Raw genomic sequence first — 25326 nt, 5'->3', positions numbered from 1 at the left:
ATCCACCCCCCTCAAAACGGAATCTCATCATCGAAATCCACCCCGGCCCCCACTGGTTCTGTCGTGGGGTCAGGTGCGGCGGGATGGCCGTTGAACCAAGCTTTGCCCTCGGGGGATTCGAGAATGGTTTCCTGCATTTTCTGGGAAAGCTGTTCCCAGACATTATTGTCCGGATTGGACAGATCGAATACCTGAATGCCGTTGACCGCTTCCGGTTTGGGCATGCCTCTTGGCAAAGGCATCAGGCTGGCGAGATTCGCATAGGTATTACCGTCGCGGGTCTCGTGAACCACGTTCGCGAGACCATACACGCCGACGACCGTCTTGAGATCGAAGAGTTTGAGCTCCTCGGCGGTGAAGTCGCGCCCGCGCCAGCTCTTGAGCAGGGCGCGTAGCGTGGCCTTTTCGCCAAGGCTGGCCGTGAGGCGGCGGGTGATGGAAAAGGGCCGGCCGTCGGACGTGCGTTCGTCGCCCAACAGTTCCCAGGCGAGGGAGATTTTCGGTTGGCGGGTTTCTTTTCCCTGCCAGTTGGAGGTCTGCGTACCGAGATCGATCAGGCGGTAGCAGCGGGCAACATGAACGCCAGCGGGAGGCAGTTCAAAAGAACCGCCGGAATCGGAAACTGAGAGGCCCATAACGGAAACTCCTTAAATCGCTGAAACAGATAAAGCATGATGATATTGGACGGTCTGGTTACGGTATTCATGGGTGTGACACCTGCTTGGATAGGTTGAGTGGATATTATAAGGGATTGCTGGCAGATAATGGCGCTATTCGCAAGCGCTATTCCGAAAAAGGGGGTCCCGGTGGACCTGGAGCGGGACCCGAACCGGTAGCCTCCCGCGGCCGCCACGGGCAAAGGTGCTGATCGGTGGCCCACCAGCCGCCGACCGCGTTGCCGGCATCGACGCCCGTCGCGCAGGACAGGGCCGCGGGATGCGGGTGCGGCCTTGCGTGCCGGCAACTGGTACAGGCGACTGGGGTGAGTTTGGCCCGGAAATGCTCCGTGAGCGCCGGCCAGTGCCCGGGCGGATGCTCGGCCAGGTCGGCCAGCATCGCCTCCTGGCTGGTCTCTGAGTCGCCGTAAAGGCGGCAGACCGCCAGGGCGGCGCTGACCAGCTCCGGCGGCAGGGCTTGCGGGGCGTTCGCAGCGGGGCCGGCGGCCAGCAGCTCCGCCACGATCTCATCCCGGTACTGGGTCAGGTAGCTGCGGTGGAGCCGGCTCAGCTTCGAGAAGGGCGAGACCACCAGCCGGCCAGCCTCGACCCGGAGGTCGAAGCCGGCGGCCCGGATGCGCTCTGCGGGGGTCACTCGATCACCCCCTCATCAGCAAAGGGAGCGCCCGGTTTTGGCGCGAAGGGGACGATTTTCCGAACATCCTGAGAAAAGCGCTCTCTTCGCTCCCTTCGCAATCCGGAAACGCTGGAAGCCGCGTCACCCGTGGCCTCCGTCGAAGGGAGCGGGGTGGCGTCAAGATCGCGAAGGGTGCGCTCGCTGGAGGCCTCGCCAGCCGTGGGTTTCAGCGAAGGGTGCGAAGGGCGCACCCCATTTTGGCCTTGGTAGCTGGCGCTCCCTTCGTCGCTGTCATCGGCCGGGTTGTTGAACGATCCTTCGGGCATCGCCCATGCCCAGGGGCCATTGAAGGCGTGCTTGCCCGAAGTGACCCCGAGCCTGGCTTTCGCCCGCTTGATCTGGTCCTTGCTGTAACCGTCATCACGACCGGCGGCGAACACCTCCTTGGCGGTCTTGGGTCCGCTGGCGAGAAAGTCCCGCAGCCAGATGGCGCACTCAGGCGCTTCCGGCTCGTCGTCGCCGTTGTCCTCCTCCGGCGGCAGCGCCTCGGCCCTGACCAGCAGCTCCCTGGCAGTGCCATCGACCGCCTCCCCCCAGACCAGCCGCGAGGCGAACACCCCGGCATGGTGCTCCAGCTCGACTTGTTCCAGGTCGTAGCGGAAGCCACCGGAGTCCGGCCCAATGTTGCTCTTCGCGCGGCAGAACAGCCGCGAGCCGCCGCCCTGATCGTGGGCCGGCATCTTCACGCCCACGAACGTGACGCGTGCCAAGGCACCGAAAGCGATGCTGCCGTTGAACCGTTCCACCGGATCGCGGCCGCTGGTGCCCTTGGTGAAATGGCTGATGCCGAGCACGGCGCAGTTGAGCTTGGCCGCCAGCGTCACCAGGGGCTGCAGGCCGCGCCTCACTTCCGCATTCTTGTGTGAGTCGCCCGCGATGGCCGACACGATGGGATCCACGATCAGCAGCTTCACCCCACCAATCTTGGTCGCCGCCCGGGTCAGCGCGTCCATGTGCCGGGCCGGATCGAAGGCAAGTTCCTCGTCGCCGTCCCGCACATCGCCTACGAAGTAGATGCGACGCATGTCGGCCCCACAGGCCAGCAGGCGGGGTGCGAGGGTGTCCTTGGGGTCATCCTCGCCCGACCATATCAACGCGTTGCCAGCCTCCGCCCGGGTGCCATCCGGCCAGCGTCCGCCAGAGGACAACGTGGCGCACAGTGCGGCAGCGATGGTGGTCTTGCCGGTGCCGGGCGGCCCAGCGAGGATCTCCAGCTTGCCGGCCGCCAGCCACTCGAACCATAGCCACTCAATGGGCTCCGGCGTGACGGTCGCGCCGCAGATCAGATCCACCGCCGGCAGCTCGCCGGACAGCTGCTCGCCCGCTCGCGCCCGGTAATCGTCAATGCCCGGCATGGCGCACCTCCGCGATTTCGTCGGCCAGGTGGCTCGCCAGTTTGGCAATGCTGGTGGCGTCCGCCGGACTGAAGACCACGCCCGCTGCCAGGTCGCCGAAGGCCAGCGAACAGGCCCGCAGGTCGTGCTCGATGCCCTCGAAGAAGTCCCGCCAGGGAACGCGCGGCACACGTCCGCGGCCGATCAGCCCGCCACGCGGCGATTGATGCGGATAGGTGATGGCGCGGTCGGGAAACAGGTCGGCCAGCTCAAGGCCCAGCGCACCCACTACCTCGGCAGCGCTGCAGCCGCTGAAACAGTGGACCAACACCCGTCTGTCGTCTCCTTCGCGAATGGACAGGCCACGGGAACGGTCGCCATGCTGGTGGGCGGCGGTGGGGCAGCTCGCCAGCCAGGTGCCCGGGCCGGTCGGCTTCACGCGGTCCAGGCGATTCAGCAGGCGGTCGATAGGTTCACTCGCCATAGACGCCCCCGGCGCGGCACAGAAGTTCGCCGGCAGCACCGCAAGCATAGGACGCGGAATCAACGGCCACGCCGGCCACGTGTTCGATCTCCAGCAGTGCGGAAATCGCGTCATCAAGGTCGTCGATCTCGCCGGCAGCATCGGCGATCCGGACGATGGCACGCACGAGCATTTCCGCACGCCGGCAATCGACCACGATGCGGTGCAGGGTTTCGCAAGAGGGGGCAGCCCCGGCCTGGGCTTTGCCAATGGCCAGGGCCTGCGCCGCGACCTGGCGCAGCATCTCGTTCAGGTCGTCCCTGGTGATCGTGATCTCGTCGCCGGCTTTGTCCAGGCCAGAGACGGCCATGAACTCGGCGGCGATGTGATGGGGGTTGGCGGGGTTGGCGGCGCGGATTGCGCCCGTGGGGGTGTCGTGAGACATGATGGACTCCTTGGCTGTTGAGGAATCCGCCACGATGCTTGCTACGGCATTGGGTGGCGGACTGGCGTGGGGGTAGCAAACCGGGCCAAGGTCCGGCCATCCCGAAGGATGCCCCACGCCAGCCGCCATAGAGGAACGACGGGCATGAAAAAGCGCCTTCGATATGGCGCTTGATGCGCCTTGACTCACAGGGTTGCTACGCCCTGCCCAGTTTGCGAACTGGGACGGGTCGAAGTCTACCCGCTGGCGCTGGCGCGAAAAGTCAGAGTTTTTTATACCGGCCGGCATGATAGCGGCGCCCGGCTTATGGGTGGCGGTGCTCATGCCCCCCCCGCGACCACTTGCGCTTGCGCCGCCGAAGCGTCCGGCTGGCTTTCTGGCCCGGTGCTGGCTTACCGCGGCGCATTTGCCACCTCCGCCAGCGCGGCCCGCAGCTCACCAACCTGCCAGGCGGTGACGTTCTGGCCGATCTTTGACGGCCGTGGAATTTGATTGGTCGCTACATGACGCCAGAGAGTCGATCTGCCGATGTTCCCGTACAACCAACGAACAATCGGTTCACGGACAAAGGCAGAGGCCGGAAGCTTGTCAAACTCGACGAGCTCGGTCGGCAGTATGGGCGGCCTGGCGTCCACGGGCTCGGAGGGCGTGGCCTTGCGCGGACGGCCGCGGCGGCGGGGGATGTGAAGGGTGGTGGTTTGCTCGGGCATGATCGTCGGCTCCGTTTGGAGCGATGCCCGAGCCACAGTCGAGGTGAAGCTCAGGCATCGCCTGGGCCTCGTTTGTCCGCCGTCGCAGCCGGCTGGCTACCGCATGTCCCATGCCTCAGTGGGCCGGCGCACCAGGAGGAGGATTTCCCGGCTGGGACCGAAAGCATCGCGCTGAAGCAATGCCGCTGACGTAATGCGCCTCGACCCCAAAAATTCTGGCTCCGACCGACCGGAAAAAGCAAGTTTATTTTGATCCGTTTCGCCTAATCCCGGCATATTACGGCTCTTTATCAACGGCTTGCATGTGCCGCCCCGCCTGCCGCAGCGGGGTCACGTTCCAGTCCTCGCCACGCTCCAGGGCCCCCAGCAGGGCCGCCCACTGGTTCAGGGCATCGCGGCGTTCCTCGAAATAGTCGTGGGCGTCGTAGACGCCCTCCATGCCCTTGAGCTTGTGATTCAGGCAACGCTCCGCCACGTGGGGCGCGATGCCCAGGGCCGCCAGCTGGGTGCGGCAGGTCCGGCGCAGGTCATGCACCGTGAAGTGCGGTACGTCCGGCAGGTGGGCTCTGATGTCGGTCAATGCCACGTTCAGGGTGGACTCGCTGATGTGCGGCAGCATCCGGTGTTGTGACTTCCTGGCGGGCAAGAGGTAGTGACTTGAGCACCCCAGCCGGATCAGCTCCCGGATCATCTCGACAGCCGGTCCAGGTAGCGGAATCTCAATCGCGGCCGCCGTCTTGGATCGATCCACGGGCAGCCGCCAGACCCCTGCCTCAAGGTCGAACTCGCGCACTCTGGCCGCCGCCAGCTCCTGCTTGCGTACCCCCAGCATCAGCAGCAGCTTGAAGGTCAGCCGGTTCTGCTCGGTGGTCGTTTGCAGGGCGTCGAGGAACTTGACGATCTCGGGCCGTGACAGGGCGCGGTCCCTCGGCTTTTCCTTCCCGCCAGCGTCCGACACCTCGAACGCAATCGCCGGGTTGGACTCGATCATCTGGCGGACAACCGCGAAGGCGAACAGGCGCTTGGTCAAGCTCAGTACATCGTTTGCCGTGGTCGGTGCGCCTCGGCCCGCGATGGCCCGCAGCATCCTGTCAATGTGGCGGGGCTTTACCTCGTCCAGTCGCAGATTGCCCAGGCAGGGGCGTATGTCACGCTCCAGCAGGTTACGAATCAGGTCCGGGCGCTTCAGTCGGTCTTTGACTCTGAGGTTGTAGAAATCGTCCGCCAGTTGGTTGACCGTCAAGGCGCTGTGCCGCGCCACCACCTCCCGAATCCGATCCTGCTTCTCAAGCGCAGGGTCGTGGCCCAGGGCCACCTTGGCCCGCAGGCTCTTCGCCAGCCTCCTGGCCTCTGCCAGGGGCAGGTCCGCATAGCTGCCCAGCACCATCACACGGGCCTTGCCCGCCAGCCGGTAGCGGAACCGCCAGACGGGTGTTTTGAAGTTCTCGCGATAGGACAGGTATAGCCCGCCGCCATCCGCCCTGCCCTCAAACCGCTCCCCTTTCCTGATCCACGACTGGATCGCCCTGTCTGTCATTGTCGGCATGTCAGCCCCCCATCGGTCTGGTGGTACACGTTTGCAAAGGAAATTGCTGTACCACCGAGACCTTACGGCCCAGTGGTACGCAAGGTGGTACACACGAATCTTGGGCAATCACGGGACGAAGTGCAACAGGAAAAAACAACAAACCCCCGAATGACGGGGGTTACCGGTAGGTGAATGGGTCAGGGCTAGACAAGAAAAATCGCCACTCTTCCTTCTTATCGAGAATGTTCACGACCTTTCCGTAATTCCTGCCGATGTAGTTGCCGACCCGGACCCGGTGGATGGTGCCGTCCTTGGCGCCGACCAGGGCCCAGACGACGCCGGACTGCCGGACGGTGCCGACCATGCGCAAGGTATCCAGCTCGAAGTTTTCCAGTTCCTCGCGCGGCCGCAGCATGTCGGGGCGGATGCCGGTCTCGACCTGCACCTCCTCCGGCTCCTTGAGCACCTCGTCCGGCTCGAACGGATCACGGACGGCATTGGGCCGGAACAGGAACGGCTCGACGACCTTGATGTCGGGCAGCGGCTCGATGGGCGCCTTGGGCCGCTGCCTGACCGCCTGCACATAGGCCTGCAGGTCGGTCATGTCCGCACTGCCGCACGCTGCCAGCAGGCACCCGGCCAGGCCCAGGCAGAGCCACCGCCGCGCATGGCCTCCTCCAGCCCTGGCGAAATGACGCATGCGCGCGCCGCCTCAGCGTTTCGGCGCCGGGCGCGGTTTGCTGGCCGCCGCCATCTCGCCATCGTCCAGATAGCGGTAGGTGCGCACCAGCGCCGTCATGACCAGCGGGAATCGCTCGTTCCGACCGGCCGGTTCCTTGCCGCCGTTGGGCAAGATTTTCACATTGTGCACGGTCACGATGCGCGGCAGGGAAGCCAGGCCGCTGACGAAGGCGCCGAAATCGGTGTAGCGCCCCAGGACGCGCACCTCGATCGGCAACTCGGCGTAGAAATCCCTGACCGTCTCGCTGCCGGGCTTGAACAGCTCGAATTCGAGGCCGCTGGCCAGGCCGGTCTGGGAGACATCGACCAGCAACTCCGGCACCTGGGTCTTGTTCGGCAGTTGCCGCAGGAGATCGCCGAAGGTCCGCTCGATCTCCGCCAGCTGCTCGCGGTATTCGTCGAGGCTGGCCGCCTTGCGCTGCTTGTGTTCGAAGCTGGCGCGCAGCTCGGTTTCCTTGGCTTCCTCGGTGGCCAGCTGGGCAAGCTGGTCGGCGGTATCCAGGTAATACCAGAAGCCGATCAGCGTTCCGCAGAGCATGACGATGACGAGGGCCTTGACCGGCAGCGGCCAGCTGCCCGCATATTCCAGATCCCAGCTGATCTCGGACAGATTCATGGCCTGGGCGCGGGACTGGCGGCCGGCGCGGAGCCGGACCCGGCGGTCCTTTCCTCGCTCTGCCGGACCTTCAGCGAAAACCGGCTCATCTGCCGATCCTTCCTGTCGGCGGCCCCGGGCTTCGACTCGATCACCAGCAGCGAGGGCTGCTCGAACCAGGGCGACAGGTCGAGATTGCGCATGTAGACCGAGACCCGCGCATTGGACTGGGCGATGCCGTTGATCGCCAGAACCCGGTCGGCCTGGGTGACGTCGAGCAGCTGCAGGCCTTCCGGGACCGTGCGCGCGAGCTCGTCGAACAGGTGGACCGCCTCAGGCCGGCTGACTTGCAGTTTCTGAATCACGTCCATCCGGGCGATGAGGTTTTTCTTGCTCTTCTCGAGCTCCAGGATTTCCTTGATCTTGCGTTCCAGTATCGCGATTTCGCCCCCGAGAAACTGGTTGCGCGCCCGCTGGTGCTCGATGCGCCCGGCGATGCCCACATGCACCAGCAGCATCAGCAGGGCCGTGGCGAGCAGGGCCGCGACGGCGGCCATGCCAAACTGGCGTTGCCGCCGCTTGCGGCGCTCCTCGCGCCAGGGCAGGAGGTTGATCATGCCCATCGCCGGTTCCCGCCTATGCGCCTCGGCCTGCCGGCCCTGGCACAGCGGCCAGGGCTGCGGCATCGCCGGCGCCGGGTCCGCAAAATCCGGCCCCGGCGTGGGTAAGGCCTTGTGCTGCGATCCGGCATGCCAGCTCAGGCAAAGCTGCGCAGCGCCAGCCCCGTCGCCACCAGCAGCGCCGGCGCCTCGCGCGCCAGATGGGGGCGGGCCGCCCGCGGACTGATGACCATGCCTTCGAAGGGATCGAGCCGCTGGACCACGGTTTCGGGACCGGCATCCACGGCCTGCAGCACGCCGTCGTCGGCCGCGCAACCACCGGCAAGGTAGAGCCGGGTGAGGTTGACCTGCGGCTGCGACGCCCGGAACAGGTGCAGGGAACGGTTGATCTGCTGACCCAGCGCCTCGACGAACGGCCGGTAGACGGCGGTTTCATAATCATCCGGCAAGCCGCCATAGCGCCTGGCCCGTTCGGCCTGCTCCCGCGGTATGCCGTAATGCCGCTGGATCTCCTCGCTCAGCTGGCGGCCGCCGAACGTCTGCTCGCGGGTGTACAGCATTTGCTGGCGGTGAAAGACGACCAGCGAGGTGGTGTTGTCGCCGGCATCGCTGATGGCATACACCTCGTCCGGATCGCCGCTCTGCTGCGCCATCAGCCGCGCGCAGGCCCGCATCATGGCGAACGACTCGACGTCGACCGCTGCCGCCCGGAGCCCCGCCCACTCCAGCGCCGCGGCCCGATCCTCGACATATTCCTTGCGCGAGGCCACCACCTGCACGTCCACGGAACCGGGAAGCTTCTCCGAAGGGCCGACCACGAAAAAATCCAGGCTGACATCCTCCAGCGGATAGGGAATGTACTGTTCGGCCTCCAGCTCGATCTGCGCCTCGATATCGTCCTCGTTCAGGGAGGCGGGAAAGGTCAGAATCTTGGCGATGACAGCCGACGTCGGCACCGCGGTGACCGCCTGCGGCAACCGGGTCCCCAGTTGCCGCATGGCCTTGCGGATGGCGCCGCCGGCCAGCTGCAGGCGGCCATCCTCCCTGGGTTTGGCCTTGGGATCGGCGGGCGCCACCGGCACGATCGCATAGCCCTTGAGGATCAGCTGCTCGTTTTCGCATGCCAGTTCGACCACCTTGACCGAGCTGGGGCTGATGTCGACCCCCAAGTAGCGAGGCGGGGTATGCGGGAATCGGAACATGGCGCGCGACATGGTTCGGTGGCCGGGACTGCCGGCCCGGCAGGGCCCGGATCGGCTGACAGCCCGGATATCGGGGCTGTAGTATAGTACCCGCAGTTTTCCACCGGCACGCCGACGGCAATCGTTCCCCAATCCCTGCCCGCCGGGGCTCCGCGCAGCCGCCGCGACCCGAACGGACGCCACCGCTGACCAGCGCTCATCACCTCACGTCTTGGATACCTCTGGCTCCCACCGCTCGGGCTTCGTCGCTTTCCTGGCATCGCTCGGCCGCCTGATGCTCGGCGTCGCCGCCGGCATGATGACCATCGGCCTGCTGCTGCTGGGGCTCTACCTGTATTTGCAGACCCAGCTGCCGGAGCTGGATGCCCTCAAGGACATCCGCTACCAGAGCCCGATGAAGATCTACAGCCGTGATGGCGTGCTGATCGGCCAGTTCGGCGAGAAAGTCCGCTACCCGCTGACACTGGAGGAAATGCCCGAGCGGATGCGCCAGGCCTTCCTGGCCGCGGAGGACTACCGCTTCTACGAACATCCCGGGTTCGACTACCAGGGATTGCTGCGGGCCTCGATCACCTTTCTCAGCACCGGGGAGAAGCGCCAGGGCGGCAGCACCATCACCATGCAGGTCGCCCGCAACTTCTTTCTCAGCAACGAGAAGACCTTCCTGCGCAAGATCAGGGAGATTCTGCTGGCGATGAAAATCGAGTCCGAACTGCCCAAGGACAAGATTCTCGAGCTGTACCTGAACAAGATCTATCTCGGCAACCATGCCTACGGCGTCGGCGCGGCGGCCAAGATTTACTACAACAAGCGGATCGACGAACTGGATCTGGCCGAGATCGCCACCATCGCCGGACTGCCGAAGGCGCCCTCGGCCTTCAATCCCATCGCCAACCCGGAACGGGCCATGGTACGCCGTGATTACGTGCTGGATCGCATGCTGGCGCTGGGCCACATCAGCCAGAGCGAGTATGCCGACGCGCTGGTTTCCCCCAATACGGCAGCGCTCAAGGGACACAGCGTGGATCTCGACCTGCCCTACATCGCCGAGATCGTGCGCAACCAGATGTACGAGCAATACGGCGAGAACGCCTACGACGACGGCTACCAGGTGCGGACCACCATCGATGCCCGCCTGCAGGCGCTGGCCGAGGATACGCTGCGCGCCAGCCAGCACCATTTCGACGAACGCCGCCGCTTCCGGCCCATCCAGGAGCACATCGACCTGGAGCGCCACACCAGCGAGGGGGACTGGGACAGGGAGCTGGCCCGTTTCGGCAGGCTGGGCTACACCGAGCCGGCGCTGATCCTGACGCTCAAGAACGGTGCCGCCGAGGTTTACCTGGGCGGTGGCAAACGGATGGAGCTGAGCGCCAGCGCACTGAGCTGGGCCCACCGCTGGCTCGACGGTCACAGGCGCAAGCACGAACCCAAGGGCAGCAGCAAGCCCCTGGCCGCAGGCGATGTCATCCGCCTGCGCAACGATGGCACCCGGCTGCGGCTGACCCAGATTCCCGAAGTCGGCGCTGCGCTGGTCTCGGTGCTGCCCAAGGATGGCCAGGTCGTGGCCCTGGCCGGCGGCTATGACTTCCACTACAGCAAATTCAATCGCGCCATCCAGTCCAAGCGCCAGCCCGGCTCGGGCTTCAAGCCGGTGGTCTACTCGGCCGCACTGGCCTCCGGCATGACGCCTTCCAGCGTGGTCGTCGACGCCCCCATCCGCATCGGCAACTGGACGCCCATGAACGCTTCGCGGCGCTATTACGGCCCCACGCCCCTGCGCACGGCCCTGGTCTATTCGCGCAACGTCGTCGCCGTCAGGCTGATGCAGAGGGTCGGCATCGACAACGTCATCCGGCTGGCCAAGGACTTCGGCTTCGAGGAGGACGAACTGCCGCGGGTGTTGCCGCTGGCGCTGGGCAGCGGCTCCGCCAGCCCGCTGCGCATGGCCCAGATGTACTCGGTATTCGCCAACGGTGGCTTCCGGGTCGATCCCTATTTCATCTCGCGGGTGGACAGCGACAGTGGCAAGACCGTCTACCAGGCGACACCGCCCACGGCCTGCGCGGAATGCGAGGAAACCCGGACGCCGCCCCAGACCATGGCCAGGCGGGTGCTCTCGCCCAAGGTGCACTACATGATGAACTCCATGCTCCAGGACGTGGTGCGCATGGGCACGGCGCGGCGCGCACTGGCGCTGGGACGCACCGATGTCGCCGGCAAGACCGGCACCACCAACAAGTCCTTCGATGCCTGGTTCAACGGTTATACCCCGGCCCTGGTGACCATCGCCTGGTTCGGCTACGACACCTACAAATCGCTGGGGCACAACGTCATGGGTGGCGATCTGGCGCTGCCGATGTGGATCAAGTTCATGCGCGTCGCGCTGGAAGGCGTGCCGGAATACAGGTTCCCGGCACCCGCGGGCGGCCATGCGAAGAAGGTCAAGGTCAACCGTCGCGGCACCGTATCGACCGACGTCGAGTATTACTCCGGCAACAAGGGCGAGCGCTTCGTTGATTCCGAGGGCGGGGACAGCGCCAAGTCCCGCGCCGGCCAGGCCGGCAACAAACCCAAGCCGCAGCCGGCGCCCGCCCGTGGACGGGCGATCGAGTCGCTGTTCTAGACAAGGTCGCGCCGGAAGAGCCGGCGGTGCAATTCATCCGCCCACAAAAAACCCCCGTCGGGCGGGGGTTTTTTGCTTCGCTATTCGGCGCCTGGCGCTAGCGGCTGTAGCGGCGGCGGAACTTGTCGACGCGACCCGCCGTGTCGACGACGCGCTGCTTGCCCGTATAGAATGGGTGGCATGCCGCGCACACTTCCACATGCAGATCCTTGCCGAGCGTGGAGCGGGTTTCAAAGGTATTGCCGCAGCTGCAATTCACGGTCAGCGGCGCATAGTTGGGATGGATATCCGGCTTCATGAGTGTTTTCCTGCGAAACTTGGCCAACAAAAACAAACCCGGCATCCTACCTGCTAGCGACAGGCATGGCAAGCCGGACGCAAGCTTGAGCCGCCGCTGATCCCCCCTCCTCGCCCCGGTATTCCCGCGCATGCGGATCGTCACACTCAACGCCAACGGTATCCGTTCCGCCGCCCGCAAGGGCTTCTTCGACTGGATGGCACGGCAGGACGCCGATATCGTCTGTCTCCAGGAAACCAAGTCGCAGGAACACCAGCTGGATGATCGGCATTTCTGGCCGGACGGCTACTCCACCTACTACGTGGATGCCGAGAAAAAGGGCTACAGCGGGGTTGCCCTGTACTCGCGGCGGGAGCCGGATGACATCATCCGGGGTCTGGGCTGGCCGGACATGGACGCCGAGGGACGCTATCTGGAGGCGCGCTGGGGCAATCTCAGCGTGGTGTCGATCTACCTCCCCTCGGGCTCTTCCAGCGAGGAACGCCAGTCGGTCAAGTTCGGCTTCCTGGAACGCTTCCTGCCCTACCTGCGCGACTGCGCCGCTTCCGGGCGCGACTACATCTTCTGCGGCGACTGGAACATCGCCCACAAGCCCATCGACCTCAAGAACTGGCGCGGCAACCGGAAGCATTCCGGCTTCCTGCCAGAAGAGCGCGCCTGGCTGGACCAGGTGTTCGACCGGGAAGGCTGGGTGGACGCCTTCCGCGCCCTCGACGACCGGCCCGAGCAGTACACCTGGTGGTCCAACCGCGGCCAGGCCTGGGCCAAGAACGTCGGCTGGCGCATCGACTATCAGGTCGTCAGCCCCCGCCTCGCCCCCTGTCTGCGCGCCGCCGCGATCTACAAGGACAGCCGCTTCTCCGATCATGCCCCCCTGACCATCGACTATGACTACCCCTTCCCGGCGTGAACGCCTGCTGAACCGGCGCATCCTGCTCTGCATCCTGACCGGCTTTTCGTCGGGGCTGCCGCTGTTCGTGCTGATCAGCCTGCTCACCGCCTGGCTGCGCGAGGGCGGGGTCGATCTCAAGGCCATCGGCCTGCTGGCGCTGGTGCAGTTCCCCTACATCTGGAAATTCGCCTGGGCGCCGCTGTGCGACCGCTACGGGCTCGGCTTGCGACTCGGCCGCCGGCGCGGCTGGATGCTCGTCAGCCAGCTGGCCCTGCTGGCCAGCATCCCGCTGTTCGGCTGGCTGTCGCCGCAGGCGGACCTGCCCGCCATCAGTGCGCTGGCCGTCGCCGTGGCCTTCTTCTCCGCAACCCAGGACATCGCCATCGACGCGTTCCGGCGCGAACTCCTGCGCGACGAGGAGCAGGGCCTCGGCAACGTGGTGCACGTCAATGCCTACAAGATCGCCGGCCTCGTGCCGGGCTCGCTGTCGCTGATCCTGGCCGATCACCTCGCCTGGCATGCGGTGTATCCGATCACCGCCCTGTTCATGCTGCCGGGACTGCTCATGACGCTTCTGGTGGAGGAACCGCCGGCCTCGGTCCGCGCACCGGCCAGCCTGCGACAGGCGGTCGTCGAACCGTTCCGGGAGTTCATCGGCCGCCGGGGCTGGGGCAGTGCCCTGGCGGTACTGGCCTTCATCTTCTTCTACAAGCTTGGCGACAGCATGGCGACCTCGCTGGCCACGCCCTTCTACCTGGACATGGGCTACAGCAAGACCGAGATCGGCATGATCGCCAAGAATGCCGGTCTCTGGCCGAATGTCGTCGGCGGCATCCTGGGCGGCATCTGGATGATGCGGCTCGGCCTCAACCGCGCGCTATGGGTCTTCGGCGTGCTGCAGGCGCTGGTGATCCTCGGCTTCGCCTGGCTGGCGACGGCCGGACATACGCTGGCGGGGCTGGCCGCCGTGATCGGCGCCGAAGCCTTCGGCGTCGGCCTGGGCACCGCCGCCTTCGTCGCCTTTACCGCCAACGCCACCCACCCGGCCTACACGGCAACCCAGTTCGCGCTGTTCACCAGCCTGGCCGCAACGCCGCGCACCCTGGCCAATGCCGTCACCGGCTTCCTCGTCGAGGGCGGAGACATCGGCCTGTTCCACGTCGAGGCCCTGGGATGGGAACGATTCTTCCTCGTCTGCTTCGGCGCAGCCCTGCCCGGCATGCTGCTGCTGTTCAAGGTAGCCCCATGGGCCGACAGGCGTCCGGCCTGAGTCGCGCCGACGGCGTCGCGTTGCCGAGGGCACGCCGGCCACGGGGTATCACCCCGCCAGCGCCAGAGGCGGCGAGCGCCCTGGGTCGGCCAAGTGCCGGCGGCGTGCCGCTGACGCCTACTTCTTGAGATAGAGATCGGTGATCGTCCCCTCGACCATTTCCGCGGCGAAGGCGAAGGTTTCCGAGAGCGTGGGATGCGGATGGATGGTCAGGGCGATGTCGGCGACATCGGCGCCCATCTCCAGCGCCAGCACCGCCTCGCCGATCAGCTCGCCGGCGTTGGGACCGACCATGCCGGCGCCGAGGATGCGATGGGTCTCCGGGTCGACGATGATCTTGGTCAGGCCCTCGCGGCGCCCGATACCCAGCGCGCGGCCGCTGGCGGCCCAGGGGAAGGTGGCGGTCTCGACGGCGATGCTCTGCGCCCGGGCCTGGGTCTCGGTCAGTCCCATCCAGGCCAGTTCCGGATCGGTGTAGGCAACCGAGGGAATGGTCAGCGCCTGGAAGGCCGACTTGTGGCCGGCGATGACCTCGGCGGCAACCTTGGCCTCATGGGTTGCCTTGTGCGCCAGCATGGGATTGCCGACCACGTCGCCGATGGCGAAGATGTGCGGCACATTGGTGCGCTGCTGGCGGTCGACCGGGATGAAGCCGCGCTCGTCGACCTGCACGCCGGCCTGTTCGGCGCCGATGCCGAGCCCGTTCGGGCGCCGTCCGACGGACACCAGCACCTTGTCGAACACTGCGGAGGCCGGGGCACCCTCGCCCTCGAAAAACACCTCCAGTCCCTCGGCCCTGGCCTCGATACGGGTGACCCGGGTCTTGAGGTGGATATTCTCGTACCACTTCTTGACGCGCTGATGCAGCGGCTTGACCAGGTCGGCGTCGCAGCCGGGAATGAGCTGGTCCATCAGCTCGACCACGGTGATGGCGGAGCCCAGCGCATGGTAGACGGTCGCCATTTCCAGGCCGATGATGCCGCCGCCGACGATCAGGAGGCGTGCGGGGATATCCGCCAGTTCCAGCGCGCCGGTGGAGTCGATCAGGCGCGGGTCGTCATGCGGGAAACCGGGAATCTTCACTGGCTGCGAACCCACGGCGATGATGGCATGATCGAAGGTCACGGTCCGCTCGCCCTCGGCGCTGCTCACCGCCAGCGACTTGTCGCTGATGAACCGGCCGAGCCCCTGGATCACGGTCACGCCGCGCTGCCTGGCCATGGCAGCCAACCCCATGGTCAGGGTCTTGACCACCTTGTTCTTGTGATCGCGCACCTTGTCGAGATCGATTTCGGGCGGTGCGAACCTGACCCCGGTATTGGCGCTCTCCGCCGTCTCGTGGATGATCTGCGCCGAGTGCAACAGGGCCTTGGACGGGATGCAGCCGACATTCAGGCAGACGCCGCCCAAGGTTGGATAGCGCTCGACCAGGACGACCTTCTTGCCGAGATCGGCGGCGCGGAAAGCGGCGGTATAACCGCCGGGTCCGGCTCCGAGGACCAGGACGTCGGCGTGCAGGGAGGCGTTTTCGCTCATGGCGGGAATCCTTGGGATGGGGTCAGGAGGTTGGCGCCGACGCCAGGGTCGGCGCCGGTCTGCGGGTCCGGTCGTTCGACGGGCGGGAGAACATGCTTGCCGCCACCGGCCAGCCGTGCCCGGCATCCAGGCCGACGCAACCGGCCACCGCTACGCCCTCGCCGGGCGTGGACGTCCAGTGATGGGCGACATGGGAACCTGTGCCCCCGGCCGCGGTTTTCCGCGGCGGCTGGATGCTCGCGCCTGACCGACGGGCGGGCTCGCCATTCCGGGCAGGCCTCGGGCGGGCATCCGGGGTGCGGGACGGCAGTCATGGACGGCGCCCGACTACAGCAGGATACGCCTGAGGTCCGCCAGCGTGGTGCCGAGGTGCACGACGAAACGCGCACCCAGCGCGCCGTCGATGACGCGATGGTCATAGGACAGCGACAGCGGCAGCATCAGGCGCGGCACGAACTGGCCGTCGCGGTAGACCGGCTTCATCTGGCTGCGGGACAGGCCCAGGATCGCCACCTCGGGGGCGTTGATGATGGGCGTGAAGGCCGTGCCGCCGATGCCGCCGAGGCTGGAGATGGTGAAGCAGCCACCCTCCAGGTCGGTGCCGCGCAGCTTCTTGCTGCGCGCCCGCTGGCTGACATCCGCCAGTTCCGCCGCCAGTTCGAAGACGCTTTTACGATCCACGTCGCGGATCACCGGCACCACCAGGCCTTCCGGCGTATCGACGGCGACGCCGACATGGCAGTATCGCTTGAGGATCAGCGTCTCGCCGTTGGGCGCCAGGCTGGCGTTGAAGGTCGGGAAGGCCTTGAGACTGGCGGCCACCGCCTTCATTACGAACGGCAGGAGAGACAGCTTGATGCCGCGCTTCTCCGCCTCGCCCCTGAGCGACACGCGGAATGCCTCGAGCTCGGTGATGTCGGCATCGTCGTGCTGGGTGATGTGCGGGATGGACACCCAGTTGCGGTGCAGGTTGGGCCCCGAGAGTTTCTGGATGCGCGTCAGCGGCAGCGTCTCGACCGCGCCGAACCGGCTGAAATCGATCTCGGGGGCGGGCGGAAAGCCGAGCCCCGGCGCGGCCGCCGCCGGGGCTTGCGCCAGGCTCCGCTTGACGAAACCCTGGATGTCTTCGCGGGTGATGCGGCTCTTGGGACCGGAACCGCTCACCCTTGCCAGGTCGACGCCCAGCTCGCGGGCGAACTTGCGGATGGCCGGACTCGCATGCGGTGGCACCTTGGCATCGGCGGCCGGCGGCGCGGCCACGGCCGCTACCGCTGACGGACGGCCGGTGACAGCGGCGGCCACCGGCGCGGGCGCGCTGGAGGCGACGGCCGGTGCCGGTGGCGTGGTGGCCACCGCGCCGGCAACCTCCAGCAGCAGGATCGGCGTACCCTGGCTGACCCGGTCGCCCGGCTTGACATGCACGGTCTTGACCCGGCCGCTCTTGGGCGAGGGCACCTCCATCGCGGCCTTGTCGCTCTCCAGCGTGATCAGCGAAGCCTCGGCCTGGATGCTGTCACCCGGCTTGACCAGCACCTCGATGACCTCGATGTCCTTGAAGTCGCCGATGTCGGGGACGCGAATTTCTTCCTCGCTGGCGGGACCGCCAGCGGCCGCAGCGACCTGCGGGGACGGGGCCGCGATCACGGGCGCGGTCGGAGCCGGTTCGGCGGCCGTGGCGACCGGCTGGGCCGGCGGCGCAGCCGCAGGCACAGGACGCATCTCCTCCGCGGCGTCGATCACCAGGATCAGGGAGCCCTGGCTGACCCGGTCGCCGGGCTTGACCGTCAGGCTCACCACCGTGCCGCCGATGGGCGACGGGACTTCCATCGCGGCCTTGTCGCTCTCCAGCGTGATCAGCGAATCCTCCGGCCGGATGACGTCGCCGGGCTTGACCAGCACCTCGATGACCTCGATGTCCTTGAAGTCGCCGATGTCGGGGACGTGTACCTTTTTCTGCACTGCGGCCATGTCGCTTCCTCAGACGGTCAGGGGGTTGGGCTTTTCGGGATCGATGCCCAGTTTGGCGATGGCCTTGGCCACCTCCTTGGCGGTCAGCGTGCCCTCATCGGCCAAGGCCTTGAGCGCGGCCAGCGTGATGTAGTTGCGGTCCACTTCGAAGAAGCGGCGCAGTTGCGAGCGCCGGTCGCTGCGGCCAAAGCCGTCGGTACCGAGGACCGTGAAGGCGCGTGGCACGTAGGGACGGATCTGGTCGGCAACGATGCGCATGTAATCCGAGGCGGCCACGATCGGACCCTCCGTACCGCCCAGCTGCTGCTCGACATAGCTGAGCCGGCGCGGCTGGCCGGGATGCAGCAGGTTCCAGCGCTCGGCATCCAGCCCGTCGCGGCGCAACTCGTTATAGCTGGTGACGCTCCAGACATCGGCCTCGACGCCATAGTCCGCCCTGAGCAGGTCCGCCGCCGCCAGCGCCTCGCGCAGGATGGTGCCGCTGCCGAGCAGTTGCACCCGCCTGGCCGACGGGCCGCCCTCGCGGATCCGGTACATGCCCCTGACGATGCCCTCGCGGCTGCCCTCCGGCATGGCCGGGTGGGTGTAGTTCTCGTTCATGACGGTCAGGTAGTAGAACACCTGCTCGCCTTCCTGATACATGCGCCGCAGACCGTCCTGGATGATCACCGCCAGTTCGTAGGCATAGCAGGGATCGTAGGACACGCAGTTGGGAATGGCCGACATCGCCAGCAGGCTGTGCCCGTCCTGGTGCTGGAGTCCCTCGCCCGCCAGGGTGGTGCGACCGGCGGTGCCGCCCAGCAGGAAACCCTTGGCGCGCATGTCGCCGGCTGCCCACATGAGGTCGCCGACGCGCTGGAACCCGAACATCGAGTAGTAGATGTAGAACGGGATCATCTGCACGTTGTGATTGCTGTAGGCGGTGCCCGCCGCGATCCAGGAGCACATGGAGCCGGCCTCGTTGATGCCTTCCTCCAGAATCTGCCCGGACTTGTCCTCGCGGTAGTACATGACGCTGTCGGAATCCTCGGGCTCGTACAGCTGGCCCACCGAGGAGTAGATGCGGTACTGGCGGAACAGGCTGTCCATGCCGAAGGTACGCGCCTCGTCCGGGACGATGGGCACCACGTAGCGGCCGACCTTGTTGTCGCGCAGCAGCAGGGTCAGCATGCGCACGAAGGCCATGGTCGTCGACATGTCGCGATCCTCGCTGCTTTTCAGCATGCTGTCGAAGATCGAGAGATCGGGCACCTGAAGGTGCGGCGCCTCGCGCCGGCGCTGCGGCAGGAAGCCGCCCAGGGCCTCCCGCCGCGCCTTCATGTACTGCATTTCCGGGCTGTCCTCGGGCGGCCGGTAATAGGGCACGCTGGCCAGCTGGTCGTCCGCCAGCGGAATCTTGAAGCGGTCACGGAAGGCCTTGATCGAGGCATCGTCGAGCTTCTTCTGCTGATGGGTGGACATGCGCCCCTCACCCACCGGCCCCATGCCGTAGCCCTTGACCGTCTTGGCCAGGATCACGGTCGGCTGGCCGCTGTGGTGCACCGCCGCATGATAGGCGGCGTAGACCTTGTGCGCGTCGTGACCGCCACGGTTCAGGCGCCAGATGTCCTCGTCGGTCATGTTGGCGACCATTTCCTTGAGCTCGGGATACTTGCCGAAGAAATGCTCGCGGGTATAGGCGCCGCCCTTGGCCTTGTAGGCCTGGTATTCGCCGTCCACCGCCTCTTCCATGCGCTTGCGCAACAGGCCCTTGGTGTCCCTGGCCAGCAGCGGATCCCAATAGGAACCCCAGATCACCTTGATCACGTTCCAGCCGGCGCCGCGGAAGTTGGCCTCCAGCTCCTGGATGATCTTGCCGTCACCGCGCACCGGGCCATCCAGCCGCTGCAGGTTGCAGTTGATGACGAAGACCAGGTTGTCCAGCTTCTCGCGCCCGGCCAGGCCGATGGCGCCCAGGGATTCCGGCTCGTCCATCTCGCCGTCGCCGCAGTAGCACCAGACCTTGCGCCCGGCGGTATGCAGGATGCCGCGGTCTTCCAGGTACTTCATGAAGCGCGCCTGGTAGATCGACATGATGGGCCCAAGGCCCATGGACACGGTCGGGAACTGCCAGAAATCCGGCATCAGCCAGGGGTGCGGGTAGGAGCTCAGGCCATTGCCCTGGCCCTCGATCTCGGCGCGGAAGTGGTCCAGCTGCGCCTCGCTGAGGCGCCCCTCCATGAAGGCGCGGGCATAGATGCCCGGCGCGGCATGGCCCTGGAAGTACACCAGGTCGCCGCCAAAATCCTTGCTCGGCGCCCGGAAAAAGTGGTTGAAACCGACATCGTAGAGCGTCGCCGCCGAGGCGAAGCTGGCGATGTGCCCGCCATACTCGGTGGACTTACGATTGGCGCGCACCACCATGGCCATGGCGTTCCAGCGGATGAAGGAGCGGATGCGGTGCTCGATGCTGGCATCGCCCGGCAGGCGCGCCTCCAGATGCGGCGGAATCGTGTTGATGTAGGCCGTGTTGGCCTTGTAGGGGAGGTTGGCGCCGGCGCGGCGGGCCTGGTCGACCAGATTCTCGATCAGGAAATGCGCCCGCTCGACGCCTTCCGAGCCGATCACCGCCTGCAGGGCCTCCAGCCACTCGCGGGTTTCCTCGGGATCGGAATCATGGGTCAGGTGAAGGTTCTGCTGCGAATGCGAAGGTGTGCCAACCGCCATATTGAGGGATTCCTTGGACGTGGGGTTCATCCGAACGAAAGCGGCGATTATAGACAAGCCACCCCCCCGGTTCCATTGATTTGGCGTTCGCGCCTGCTCATGCCGGCATCCTCGATGCTGAGGACATCGGGCCTCGATTCTGCCGCTTTCCCACCCCGCCGGTCCTCCGGCGTGTCCCCGGGGCGCCCGACACACGCCGCATGGGGCATAATCCCGCTCGCCGAGGGGCGAGGTCGTGCCGGATGGTTCGACAACCGGTGCGTCGCCCGGATGACATCGGGACCGGATTGCCGGCTCGACGCCGGAGCACGACATGATGCGGACCCAAAGCTGATCCTTCCCCAGTTTGGAGACGGCTGGAATTCGTCCGCCATGGACTTGAGAACCCTCATCATTTCGGCCCTGGTCGTGTGCCTGGCGACCAGCCTCAGCCTGGGGATGGTCTACCTTACCCGTCGCACCTACCCGGGCTTCGGCGACTGGCTGGCCGGCACCGGCTGCCGCACCCTGGCCGCCATTCTGATCCTGCTGCCGCGGGACACGCTGCCGCCCTGGTTCACCATCCTGCTCCCCAACTGGCTGCTGCTCATCGAACCCCTGCTGTACCTGCGCGGCACGCGGCGTTTCTATGGACAGCCGCCGCCGTCCGCGGGCTGGACCATCCTGGTCACCCTGCTGTACCTGCCGCCGTTTTATCACTACACCTACACGGTGCCCGACATCAACGGGCGATTCGTGGTGATGTCGGTGTTCGGGCTCGGCTTCAGCCTGACCATGATCCGGGCGCTGCTGAGCAACCGCCCCCCCTATGCGGGCGCGAGCGAGAAATGGCAGGCCGGGTTGTGGGCCCTGTTCGCGGCGGAGTACCTGTTTCGCGGCGGGCACCTGTTGCTGGGCGGGGTGGGACCGATGCGGGATTTCGCCGGAGTCCCGCCGGTGCAGGGCTTCGTCGTGCTGGTGATTTCCTTCAACGCCCTGCTGATCGCCATCAGCCAGATCATCATGAATGCCCAGCGGCTCGAATACGATCACACGCTGGCACTGGCCAGGCTGGAGGACGACATGATCGCGCTGCAGAAAGCCGAGGGCGCCATCCGGGCCAGCGAGCAGCTCTTCCGCAGCAACTTCAACCTGTCGCTGGTCGGCATGGCGATCACCTCGCTGGAAAAGGGCTGGCTGGAGGTCAACGATCGCCTCTGCCAGATACTGGGGTACTCGCGCGAGGAATTGCGGACCAAGACCTGGGCCGAGCTGACCCATCCGGATGACCTGGCCGCCGACAACGCCCAGTTCCACCGCGTGCTGCGCGGGGAGATCCAGGGCTTTTCCATGGAGAAACGCTACATCGGGGCCGATGGCCGGGTAGTGCCCGCCCTGATAAGCGTGGCCTGCGTGCACACGGCGGATGGACAGCCGGACTACATGGTGGCGCAGGTTTATGACATCAGCCGGCGGGTGGAAATCGAGGCCGCCCTGCGCCAGAGCGAGACCACCCTGCGACTGGCCTTCGAGAACGCCAACACCGGCATGTGCCTGGTCGACCTGGAAGGCCGGATCACCCGCGTCAACGCCAAGATGTGCACCATTTTCGGTTATCGCAAGGCCGAGCTGGAAGCCATGACCGTCAATGATCTGTCGCTGACGGATGACGCCAGTGTCAGCCTGAGATTCATGCGCGAGGCCCGGCAGGGCGTTGCCGAGCAATCCAACTTCGAGAAGCGTTACCGGCATCGGGACGGCCACGTGATCACCTGTGAAGTGGCCTCTTCGCTGGTCAGGGATAGCGACGGCCAGCCGCTGTATTTCATCTCCCAGGTGCAGGACATCAGCGAGCGCAAGCGTTACGAGAGCGACTTGCAACACGCGCGGGAGGCCGCGGAAGCCGCCAACCGGGCCAAGAGCCAGTTCCTGGCCCACATGAGCCACGAGATCCGCACGCCATTGAACGGCGTGCTGGGCATGGCCCAGCTGCTGGAACAGGAATCGCTGAGTCCCGACCAGGCGGAAATGGTCGCCAACATCCGCTCGGCCGGACGCTCCCTGCTCAGCATCATCAACGACATCCTGGACTTTTCCAAGATCGAAGCCGGCCAGTTGCAGATCGAGAGCCAGCCGTTCGACCTGCCGCGCAAGCTGGCCAACGTGGCCAAAATCCTCTCGGTGGTCGCCCGCGACAAGGGCATCACATTGAGGCTGGAGCCACTGCCCGAACTCGGCGGCCGGTTCCTGGGCGATCCCCTGCGCCTGGAACAGGTGCTGTTCAACCTGGTGGGCAACGCCCTCAAGTTCACCCATCAGGGCGGGGTTACGCTCCGGGTCAGGGCCGGCGCTCCGGACGCGGAGCCTGTGCGGCTGCGCTTCGAGGTCGAGGACACCGGCATCGGCATGGGCGCGGAAATCCTGGAACGCCTGTTCCGCCCCTTCACCCAGGCAGACGGCTCGATCACCCGGCGATTCGGCGGGACGGGGCTGGGCCTGTCCATCAGCAAGCGCCTGGTCGAGCTGATGGGGGGCACAATCGGTGCCAGCAGCATCGAGGGCCGGGGCAGCCTGTTCTGGTTCGAACTGCCGTTTCAGCGCGTGGCGGGCAGCCCGGTGCCGGGCGACAGCGAAGTCTCGCCCATCGAGCCCCTTGCAACAGACCGACCGGCCATCCTCAGGGCGCTGGTGGTGGACGACAACGCGATCAACCGCCAGCTGGTGGCGCGCATGCTCAGGCACGAAGGCATCGACAGTACGCAGGCCGGCGATGGCCAGCAGGCGCTGGAACGGTTGCGCGCCGCTCCGGCAGACTTCGATGTCGTGTTCATGGACGTGCAGATGCCGATCCTGGACGGGCTGGCGGCGACCCGCCTGATTCGCCAGGATCCGCGCCTGGCGCACCTGCCGGTGATCGCGCTGACGGCGGGTGTGCTGGTCGAGGAGCGCCAGGCCGCCATGGCAGCGGGCGTGGATGACTTTCTGGCGAAACCGCTGGGCATCGAGCAGATGCACGAGCTGCTGGAAAACCTGGGAAGGATGCTCCGCCCTCCGCCAGCCGAACGGCCCGGCGATGCGGAAACCCCATGACATCCAACCTGCGGCCGGCCGGTCTGGCCGGCCCGACTTGCACATTTTTGTGACATCCCGGACCATGCGAGCGGGCGCCACGCCAGGCGGTCGAGGTGGCCGCAGGGCCGGTGCTTACCCATCAAAACCATTATGCGGGGGAGAAAACAATGACTCTGATGCATCGTTCGGCAGCGGAATTCATGGGCGCCTTCTGGCTGGTCTTCGGCGGCTGCGGCAGCGCCGTCCTGGCGGCCGGCGTGCCCGAGGTCGGCATCGGCTGGCTGGGCGTCGCGCTGGCCTTCGGGCTCACCGTGATGACCATGGCCTATGCCATCGGCCACGTGTCCGGCTGCCACCTGAATCCGGCGGTCTCCATCGGTCTCTGGGCGGCGGGCCGCTTTCCGTGCCGCGACATCCTGCCCTACCTGGCGGCGCAGGTCCTGGGGGCCATCGTCGGCGCGGGCGTCCTCTACCTCATCGCCAGCGGCAAGGCCGGCTTCGACGCCAGCGCCTCGGGATTCGCCGCGAACGGCTACGGTGAGCACTCGCCGGGCCAGTATGGCCTGGTGGCCGCGCTGCTGGCCGAGGTGGTGCTGACCTTCATGTTCCTGATGATCATCCTGGGCGCCACGGACGGCCGCGCCCCGGCCGGCTTCGCGCCCATCGCCATCGGCCTCGGGCTGACGCTGATCCACCTGATCGGCATCCCGGTGGACAACCTGTCCGTCAATCCGGCCCGCAGCACCGGGCCGGCGCTGTTCGTCGGCGACTGGGCGCTGGCGCAGCTGTGGCTGTTCTGGATCGCCCCGCTCCTGGGCGGCTGGCTGGCCGGCAAGGTCTACCGGCGGCTGGCGCCCTCCGCCTGATCCGGCGCGTCAGACCTCGCCGGAAACCGCGGCGCGACAGGGATGTCCCGCCGCTTCCGCACCGAATCCCTGCCCCGCCGCCCAGCGCCGGAAGCTGCCGCTGCGGTTCTTGACCCAGATCGCCGTCCACAGGTAGCCATGCGGCAGGCAGGCCGGCCCGCCACGGTCCAGCAGCTCGGGGTAGGCAATGCCGGGCCGGCGATGATGATCGGCATGCCGGGTCAGCCCCAGGAACAGGAACAGGCTCAGGGCCGACTCGCACCGCCAGGCCGTGTCCCTGGCGCGCCCCGACGCCTGGGTCATGCCGAAATGCTGAAAATAGTTGACCGCCTCCAGCAGGCGCACGGCGACAAGGTTGATGTAACACCAGGCGAACAGGGCCAATCCGCCGAAGGCGACGCCATAGGCCGCCATCAGGGCCAGCTGCAGCAGCAATCCCTGGCGCACGGTGCCGGGCTGGTGCTGCCAGGCGATCCGCCACTGCTGCCGCAGCGAGCGGCGGCAGAATGCCTCGTAGTCCTCCCGCGGCTCGGCCGTCGAGGGATCGCCCGCGCTGCCCAGCCGGGCATGATGCCCCAGCCGGTGCGCGACATGGAAATGATCGTAGAACACCGTCATCAGCAGGATGCGGCCCCAGCGGCGTTGCCGGCGCGTGCGCCGGTGGATCAGCTCATGCGCGGGGGCGATGACCGAACAGCAGGCGTTGGTGCCGCCCAGAATCCTCAGCGCCAGCAGGTTGGCAAAGGCGGTGCCGAGGCTGGCCGGGTCCGACAGGGAAAAGTCCAACCGCGAGACCATCCAGCCCATGGCGAGGACATTCGCCAGCTGGAACGCGACCAGGCCATGCAGCAACGTATCGAAGAAGGCGCGCGGCACATGCGCCGGCACGTTCCGCACCTCGCGCGGCCCCACGCGATCGGCAACGATCAGCAGCCACACCGGCGCGGTCCAGAGCAGCGCGTCTCCGGCCGCGTGCGGACCGGTCAGAAAGAAGGCCAGGGTCGCCAGTGGCAGGAACCAGGCAAGGGCAAAGCCGGTCCACCAGGGAATGCCCAGAGAGGACAGCAGCCGGCGACAGGCGGAATCGAGTCGTTTGATCGCGGGAGTGAGCATGGGGTGCTG

21 protein-coding genes are annotated in these 25326 nt (G+C 66.4%); 5 read left to right on the top strand and 16 right to left on the bottom strand.

Annotated features, from left to right (window positions below; all coding sequences use genetic code 11):
• Nucleotides 1–11: 11 nt before the first annotated feature.
• From ACH5N8_RS05530 to pilM, 11 genes are all read right to left on the bottom strand, one after another.
• Nucleotides 12–635, bottom strand: a complete 624-nt coding sequence (locus tag ACH5N8_RS05530) for a phage replication initiation protein, NGO0469 family (protein WP_483282822.1) — start codon at nucleotides 633–635, stop codon at nucleotides 12–14.
• Between the two features lie 148 nt (nucleotides 636–783).
• Nucleotides 784–1311: a hypothetical protein gene (locus ACH5N8_RS05525; RefSeq protein ID WP_460028201.1), complete on the bottom strand. Its 528-nt coding sequence runs from the start codon at nucleotides 1309–1311 to the stop codon at nucleotides 784–786.
• Nucleotides 1308–2708 (bottom strand): AAA family ATPase, encoded by a 1401-nt coding sequence (locus ACH5N8_RS05520; protein WP_460028202.1) that lies wholly within the window; start codon nucleotides 2706–2708, stop codon nucleotides 1308–1310. Before ACH5N8_RS05520 ends, ACH5N8_RS05525 begins: the two co-directional genes overlap by 4 nt.
• On the bottom strand, nucleotides 2695–3171 hold the full coding sequence (locus tag ACH5N8_RS05515; RefSeq protein ID WP_460028203.1) for a hypothetical protein: 477 nt from the start codon (nucleotides 3169–3171) through the stop codon (nucleotides 2695–2697). Before ACH5N8_RS05515 ends, ACH5N8_RS05520 begins: the two co-directional genes overlap by 14 nt.
• Nucleotides 3161–3595, bottom strand: coding sequence for a hypothetical protein (locus ACH5N8_RS05510; RefSeq protein WP_460028204.1), 435 nt, complete (start codon nucleotides 3593–3595; stop codon nucleotides 3161–3163). The genes ACH5N8_RS05515 and ACH5N8_RS05510 overlap by 11 nt, the downstream gene beginning before the upstream one ends.
• A 392-nt stretch (nucleotides 3596–3987) precedes the next feature.
• Nucleotides 3988–4305, bottom strand: a complete 318-nt coding sequence (locus ACH5N8_RS05505; protein ID WP_460028205.1) for a helix-turn-helix transcriptional regulator — start codon at nucleotides 4303–4305, stop codon at nucleotides 3988–3990.
• A gap of 277 nt (nucleotides 4306–4582) precedes the next feature.
• Nucleotides 4583–5851, bottom strand: coding sequence for a tyrosine-type recombinase/integrase (locus ACH5N8_RS05500; RefSeq protein WP_460028206.1), 1269 nt, complete (start codon nucleotides 5849–5851; stop codon nucleotides 4583–4585).
• Between the two features lie 160 nt (nucleotides 5852–6011).
• The gene (locus ACH5N8_RS05495) at nucleotides 6012–6437 is read right to left on the bottom strand and encodes a pilus assembly protein PilP (RefSeq protein ID WP_483282821.1); all 426 of its coding nucleotides are present in this window, start codon (nucleotides 6435–6437) and stop codon (nucleotides 6012–6014) included.
• Between the two features lie 108 nt (nucleotides 6438–6545).
• A complete protein-coding gene (locus ACH5N8_RS05490) occupies nucleotides 6546–7190 on the bottom strand; it encodes a type IV pilus inner membrane component PilO (RefSeq protein ID WP_483282820.1) in 645 nt (214 codons plus the stop codon).
• Nucleotides 7187–7786, bottom strand: coding sequence for a PilN domain-containing protein (locus ACH5N8_RS05485; protein WP_483282819.1), 600 nt, complete (start codon nucleotides 7784–7786; stop codon nucleotides 7187–7189). Before ACH5N8_RS05485 ends, ACH5N8_RS05490 begins: the two co-directional genes overlap by 4 nt.
• A 140-nt stretch (nucleotides 7787–7926) precedes the next feature.
• The gene (pilM, locus tag ACH5N8_RS05480) at nucleotides 7927–8991 is read right to left on the bottom strand and encodes a type IV pilus assembly protein PilM (RefSeq protein ID WP_483282818.1); all 1065 of its coding nucleotides are present in this window, start codon (nucleotides 8989–8991) and stop codon (nucleotides 7927–7929) included.
• Between the two features lie 211 nt (nucleotides 8992–9202).
• Here pilM and ACH5N8_RS05475 point away from each other — a divergent pair, with 211 nt between their 5' ends.
• Nucleotides 9203–11617, top strand: a complete 2415-nt coding sequence (locus ACH5N8_RS05475) for a penicillin-binding protein 1A (protein ID WP_483282817.1) — start codon at nucleotides 9203–9205, stop codon at nucleotides 11615–11617.
• 97 nt (nucleotides 11618–11714) lie between these two features.
• Here the strand turns inward: ACH5N8_RS05475 and rpmE are convergent, their stop codons facing one another.
• The gene (gene rpmE, locus ACH5N8_RS05470) at nucleotides 11715–11915 is read right to left on the bottom strand and encodes a 50S ribosomal protein L31 (protein WP_460028212.1); all 201 of its coding nucleotides are present in this window, start codon (nucleotides 11913–11915) and stop codon (nucleotides 11715–11717) included.
• 130 nt (nucleotides 11916–12045) lie between these two features.
• On the opposite strand from rpmE, the gene ACH5N8_RS05465 reads away from it, so the two are divergent.
• Both ACH5N8_RS05465 and ACH5N8_RS05460 read left to right on the top strand, forming a co-directional pair.
• Complete coding sequence (locus ACH5N8_RS05465; RefSeq protein ID WP_483282816.1) at nucleotides 12046–12825, top strand: exodeoxyribonuclease III; 780 nt, start codon at nucleotides 12046–12048, stop codon at nucleotides 12823–12825.
• A complete protein-coding gene (locus ACH5N8_RS05460; RefSeq protein ID WP_483282815.1) occupies nucleotides 12803–14077 on the top strand; it encodes an AmpG family muropeptide MFS transporter in 1275 nt (424 codons plus the stop codon). Before ACH5N8_RS05465 ends, ACH5N8_RS05460 begins: the two co-directional genes overlap by 23 nt.
• Before the next feature lie 117 nt (nucleotides 14078–14194).
• Here ACH5N8_RS05460 and lpdA read toward each other — a convergent pair whose 3' ends face one another.
• The 3 genes from lpdA to aceE form a co-directional block, all read right to left on the bottom strand.
• A complete protein-coding gene (gene lpdA / locus ACH5N8_RS05455) occupies nucleotides 14195–15613 on the bottom strand; it encodes a dihydrolipoyl dehydrogenase (RefSeq protein ID WP_483282814.1) in 1419 nt (472 codons plus the stop codon).
• Nucleotides 15614–15940: 327 nt separating this feature from the next.
• Nucleotides 15941–17581, bottom strand: a complete 1641-nt coding sequence (gene aceF, locus ACH5N8_RS05450; protein WP_483282813.1) for a dihydrolipoyllysine-residue acetyltransferase — start codon at nucleotides 17579–17581, stop codon at nucleotides 15941–15943.
• Nucleotides 17582–17590: 9 nt separating this feature from the next.
• Nucleotides 17591–20287 (bottom strand): pyruvate dehydrogenase (acetyl-transferring), homodimeric type, encoded by a 2697-nt coding sequence (gene aceE, locus ACH5N8_RS05445; protein ID WP_483283174.1) that lies wholly within the window; start codon nucleotides 20285–20287, stop codon nucleotides 17591–17593.
• 372 nt (nucleotides 20288–20659) lie between these two features.
• Here aceE and ACH5N8_RS05440 point away from each other — a divergent pair, with 372 nt between their 5' ends.
• Nucleotides 20660–23356, top strand: coding sequence for a PAS domain S-box protein (locus tag ACH5N8_RS05440; RefSeq protein ID WP_483282812.1), 2697 nt, complete (start codon nucleotides 20660–20662; stop codon nucleotides 23354–23356).
• 158 nt (nucleotides 23357–23514) lie between these two features.
• Complete coding sequence (gene aqpZ / locus ACH5N8_RS05435; protein WP_483283173.1) at nucleotides 23515–24204, top strand: aquaporin Z; 690 nt, start codon at nucleotides 23515–23517, stop codon at nucleotides 24202–24204.
• Nucleotides 24205–24213: 9 nt separating this feature from the next.
• Here the strand turns inward: aqpZ and ACH5N8_RS05430 are convergent, their stop codons facing one another.
• Nucleotides 24214–25317 carry a fatty acid desaturase gene (locus tag ACH5N8_RS05430; protein ID WP_483282811.1) on the bottom strand — a complete coding sequence of 368 codons (1104 nt, stop codon included), beginning with the start codon at nucleotides 25315–25317 and terminating at the stop codon, nucleotides 24214–24216.
• Between the last annotated feature and the right edge of the window lie 9 nt (nucleotides 25318–25326).

Source organism: Methyloparacoccus sp. NF-16 (genome assembly GCF_056880625.1).
Note: the sequence above shows the minus strand (reverse complement) of the source record. Positions and strands in the feature narration are given on the sequence as shown.

What these genes read in the sequence shown, in the direction of transcription:
- ACH5N8_RS05530 (WP_483282822.1), bottom strand. Translation starts at nt 635, where the DNA reads ATGGGCCTCTCAGTTTCCGATTCCGGCGGTTCTTTTGAACTGCCTCCC.
- pilM (WP_483282818.1), bottom strand. Translation starts at nt 8,991, where the DNA reads ATGTTCCGATTCCCGCATACCCCGCCTCGCTACTTGGGGGTCGACATC.
- ACH5N8_RS05505 (WP_460028205.1), bottom strand. Translation starts at nt 4,305, where the DNA reads ATGCCCGAGCAAACCACCACCCTTCACATCCCCCGCCGCCGCGGCCGT.
- lpdA (WP_483282814.1), bottom strand. Translation starts at nt 15,613, where the DNA reads ATGAGCGAAAACGCCTCCCTGCACGCCGACGTCCTGGTCCTCGGAGCC.
- aqpZ (WP_483283173.1), top strand. Translation starts at nt 23,515, where the DNA reads ATGCATCGTTCGGCAGCGGAATTCATGGGCGCCTTCTGGCTGGTCTTC.
- ACH5N8_RS05465 (WP_483282816.1), top strand. Translation starts at nt 12,046, where the DNA reads ATGCGGATCGTCACACTCAACGCCAACGGTATCCGTTCCGCCGCCCGC.
- ACH5N8_RS05485 (WP_483282819.1), bottom strand. Translation starts at nt 7,786, where the DNA reads ATGATCAACCTCCTGCCCTGGCGCGAGGAGCGCCGCAAGCGGCGGCAA.
- ACH5N8_RS05495 (WP_483282821.1), bottom strand. Translation starts at nt 6,437, where the DNA reads ATGACCGACCTGCAGGCCTATGTGCAGGCGGTCAGGCAGCGGCCCAAG.
- aceE (WP_483283174.1), bottom strand. Translation starts at nt 20,287, where the DNA reads ATGGCGGTTGGCACACCTTCGCATTCGCAGCAGAACCTTCACCTGACC.
- ACH5N8_RS05520 (WP_460028202.1), bottom strand. Translation starts at nt 2,708, where the DNA reads ATGCCGGGCATTGACGATTACCGGGCGCGAGCGGGCGAGCAGCTGTCC.
- ACH5N8_RS05510 (WP_460028204.1), bottom strand. Translation starts at nt 3,595, where the DNA reads ATGTCTCACGACACCCCCACGGGCGCAATCCGCGCCGCCAACCCCGCC.
- ACH5N8_RS05460 (WP_483282815.1), top strand. Translation starts at nt 12,803, where the DNA reads ATGACTACCCCTTCCCGGCGTGAACGCCTGCTGAACCGGCGCATCCTG.
- aceF (WP_483282813.1), bottom strand. Translation starts at nt 17,581, where the DNA reads ATGGCCGCAGTGCAGAAAAAGGTACACGTCCCCGACATCGGCGACTTC.
- ACH5N8_RS05500 (WP_460028206.1), bottom strand. Translation starts at nt 5,851, where the DNA reads ATGCCGACAATGACAGACAGGGCGATCCAGTCGTGGATCAGGAAAGGG.
- ACH5N8_RS05515 (WP_460028203.1), bottom strand. Translation starts at nt 3,171, where the DNA reads ATGGCGAGTGAACCTATCGACCGCCTGCTGAATCGCCTGGACCGCGTG.
- ACH5N8_RS05430 (WP_483282811.1), bottom strand. Translation starts at nt 25,317, where the DNA reads ATGCTCACTCCCGCGATCAAACGACTCGATTCCGCCTGTCGCCGGCTG.
- ACH5N8_RS05440 (WP_483282812.1), top strand. Translation starts at nt 20,660, where the DNA reads ATGGACTTGAGAACCCTCATCATTTCGGCCCTGGTCGTGTGCCTGGCG.
- ACH5N8_RS05490 (WP_483282820.1), bottom strand. Translation starts at nt 7,190, where the DNA reads ATGAATCTGTCCGAGATCAGCTGGGATCTGGAATATGCGGGCAGCTGG.
- rpmE (WP_460028212.1), bottom strand. Translation starts at nt 11,915, where the DNA reads ATGAAGCCGGATATCCATCCCAACTATGCGCCGCTGACCGTGAATTGC.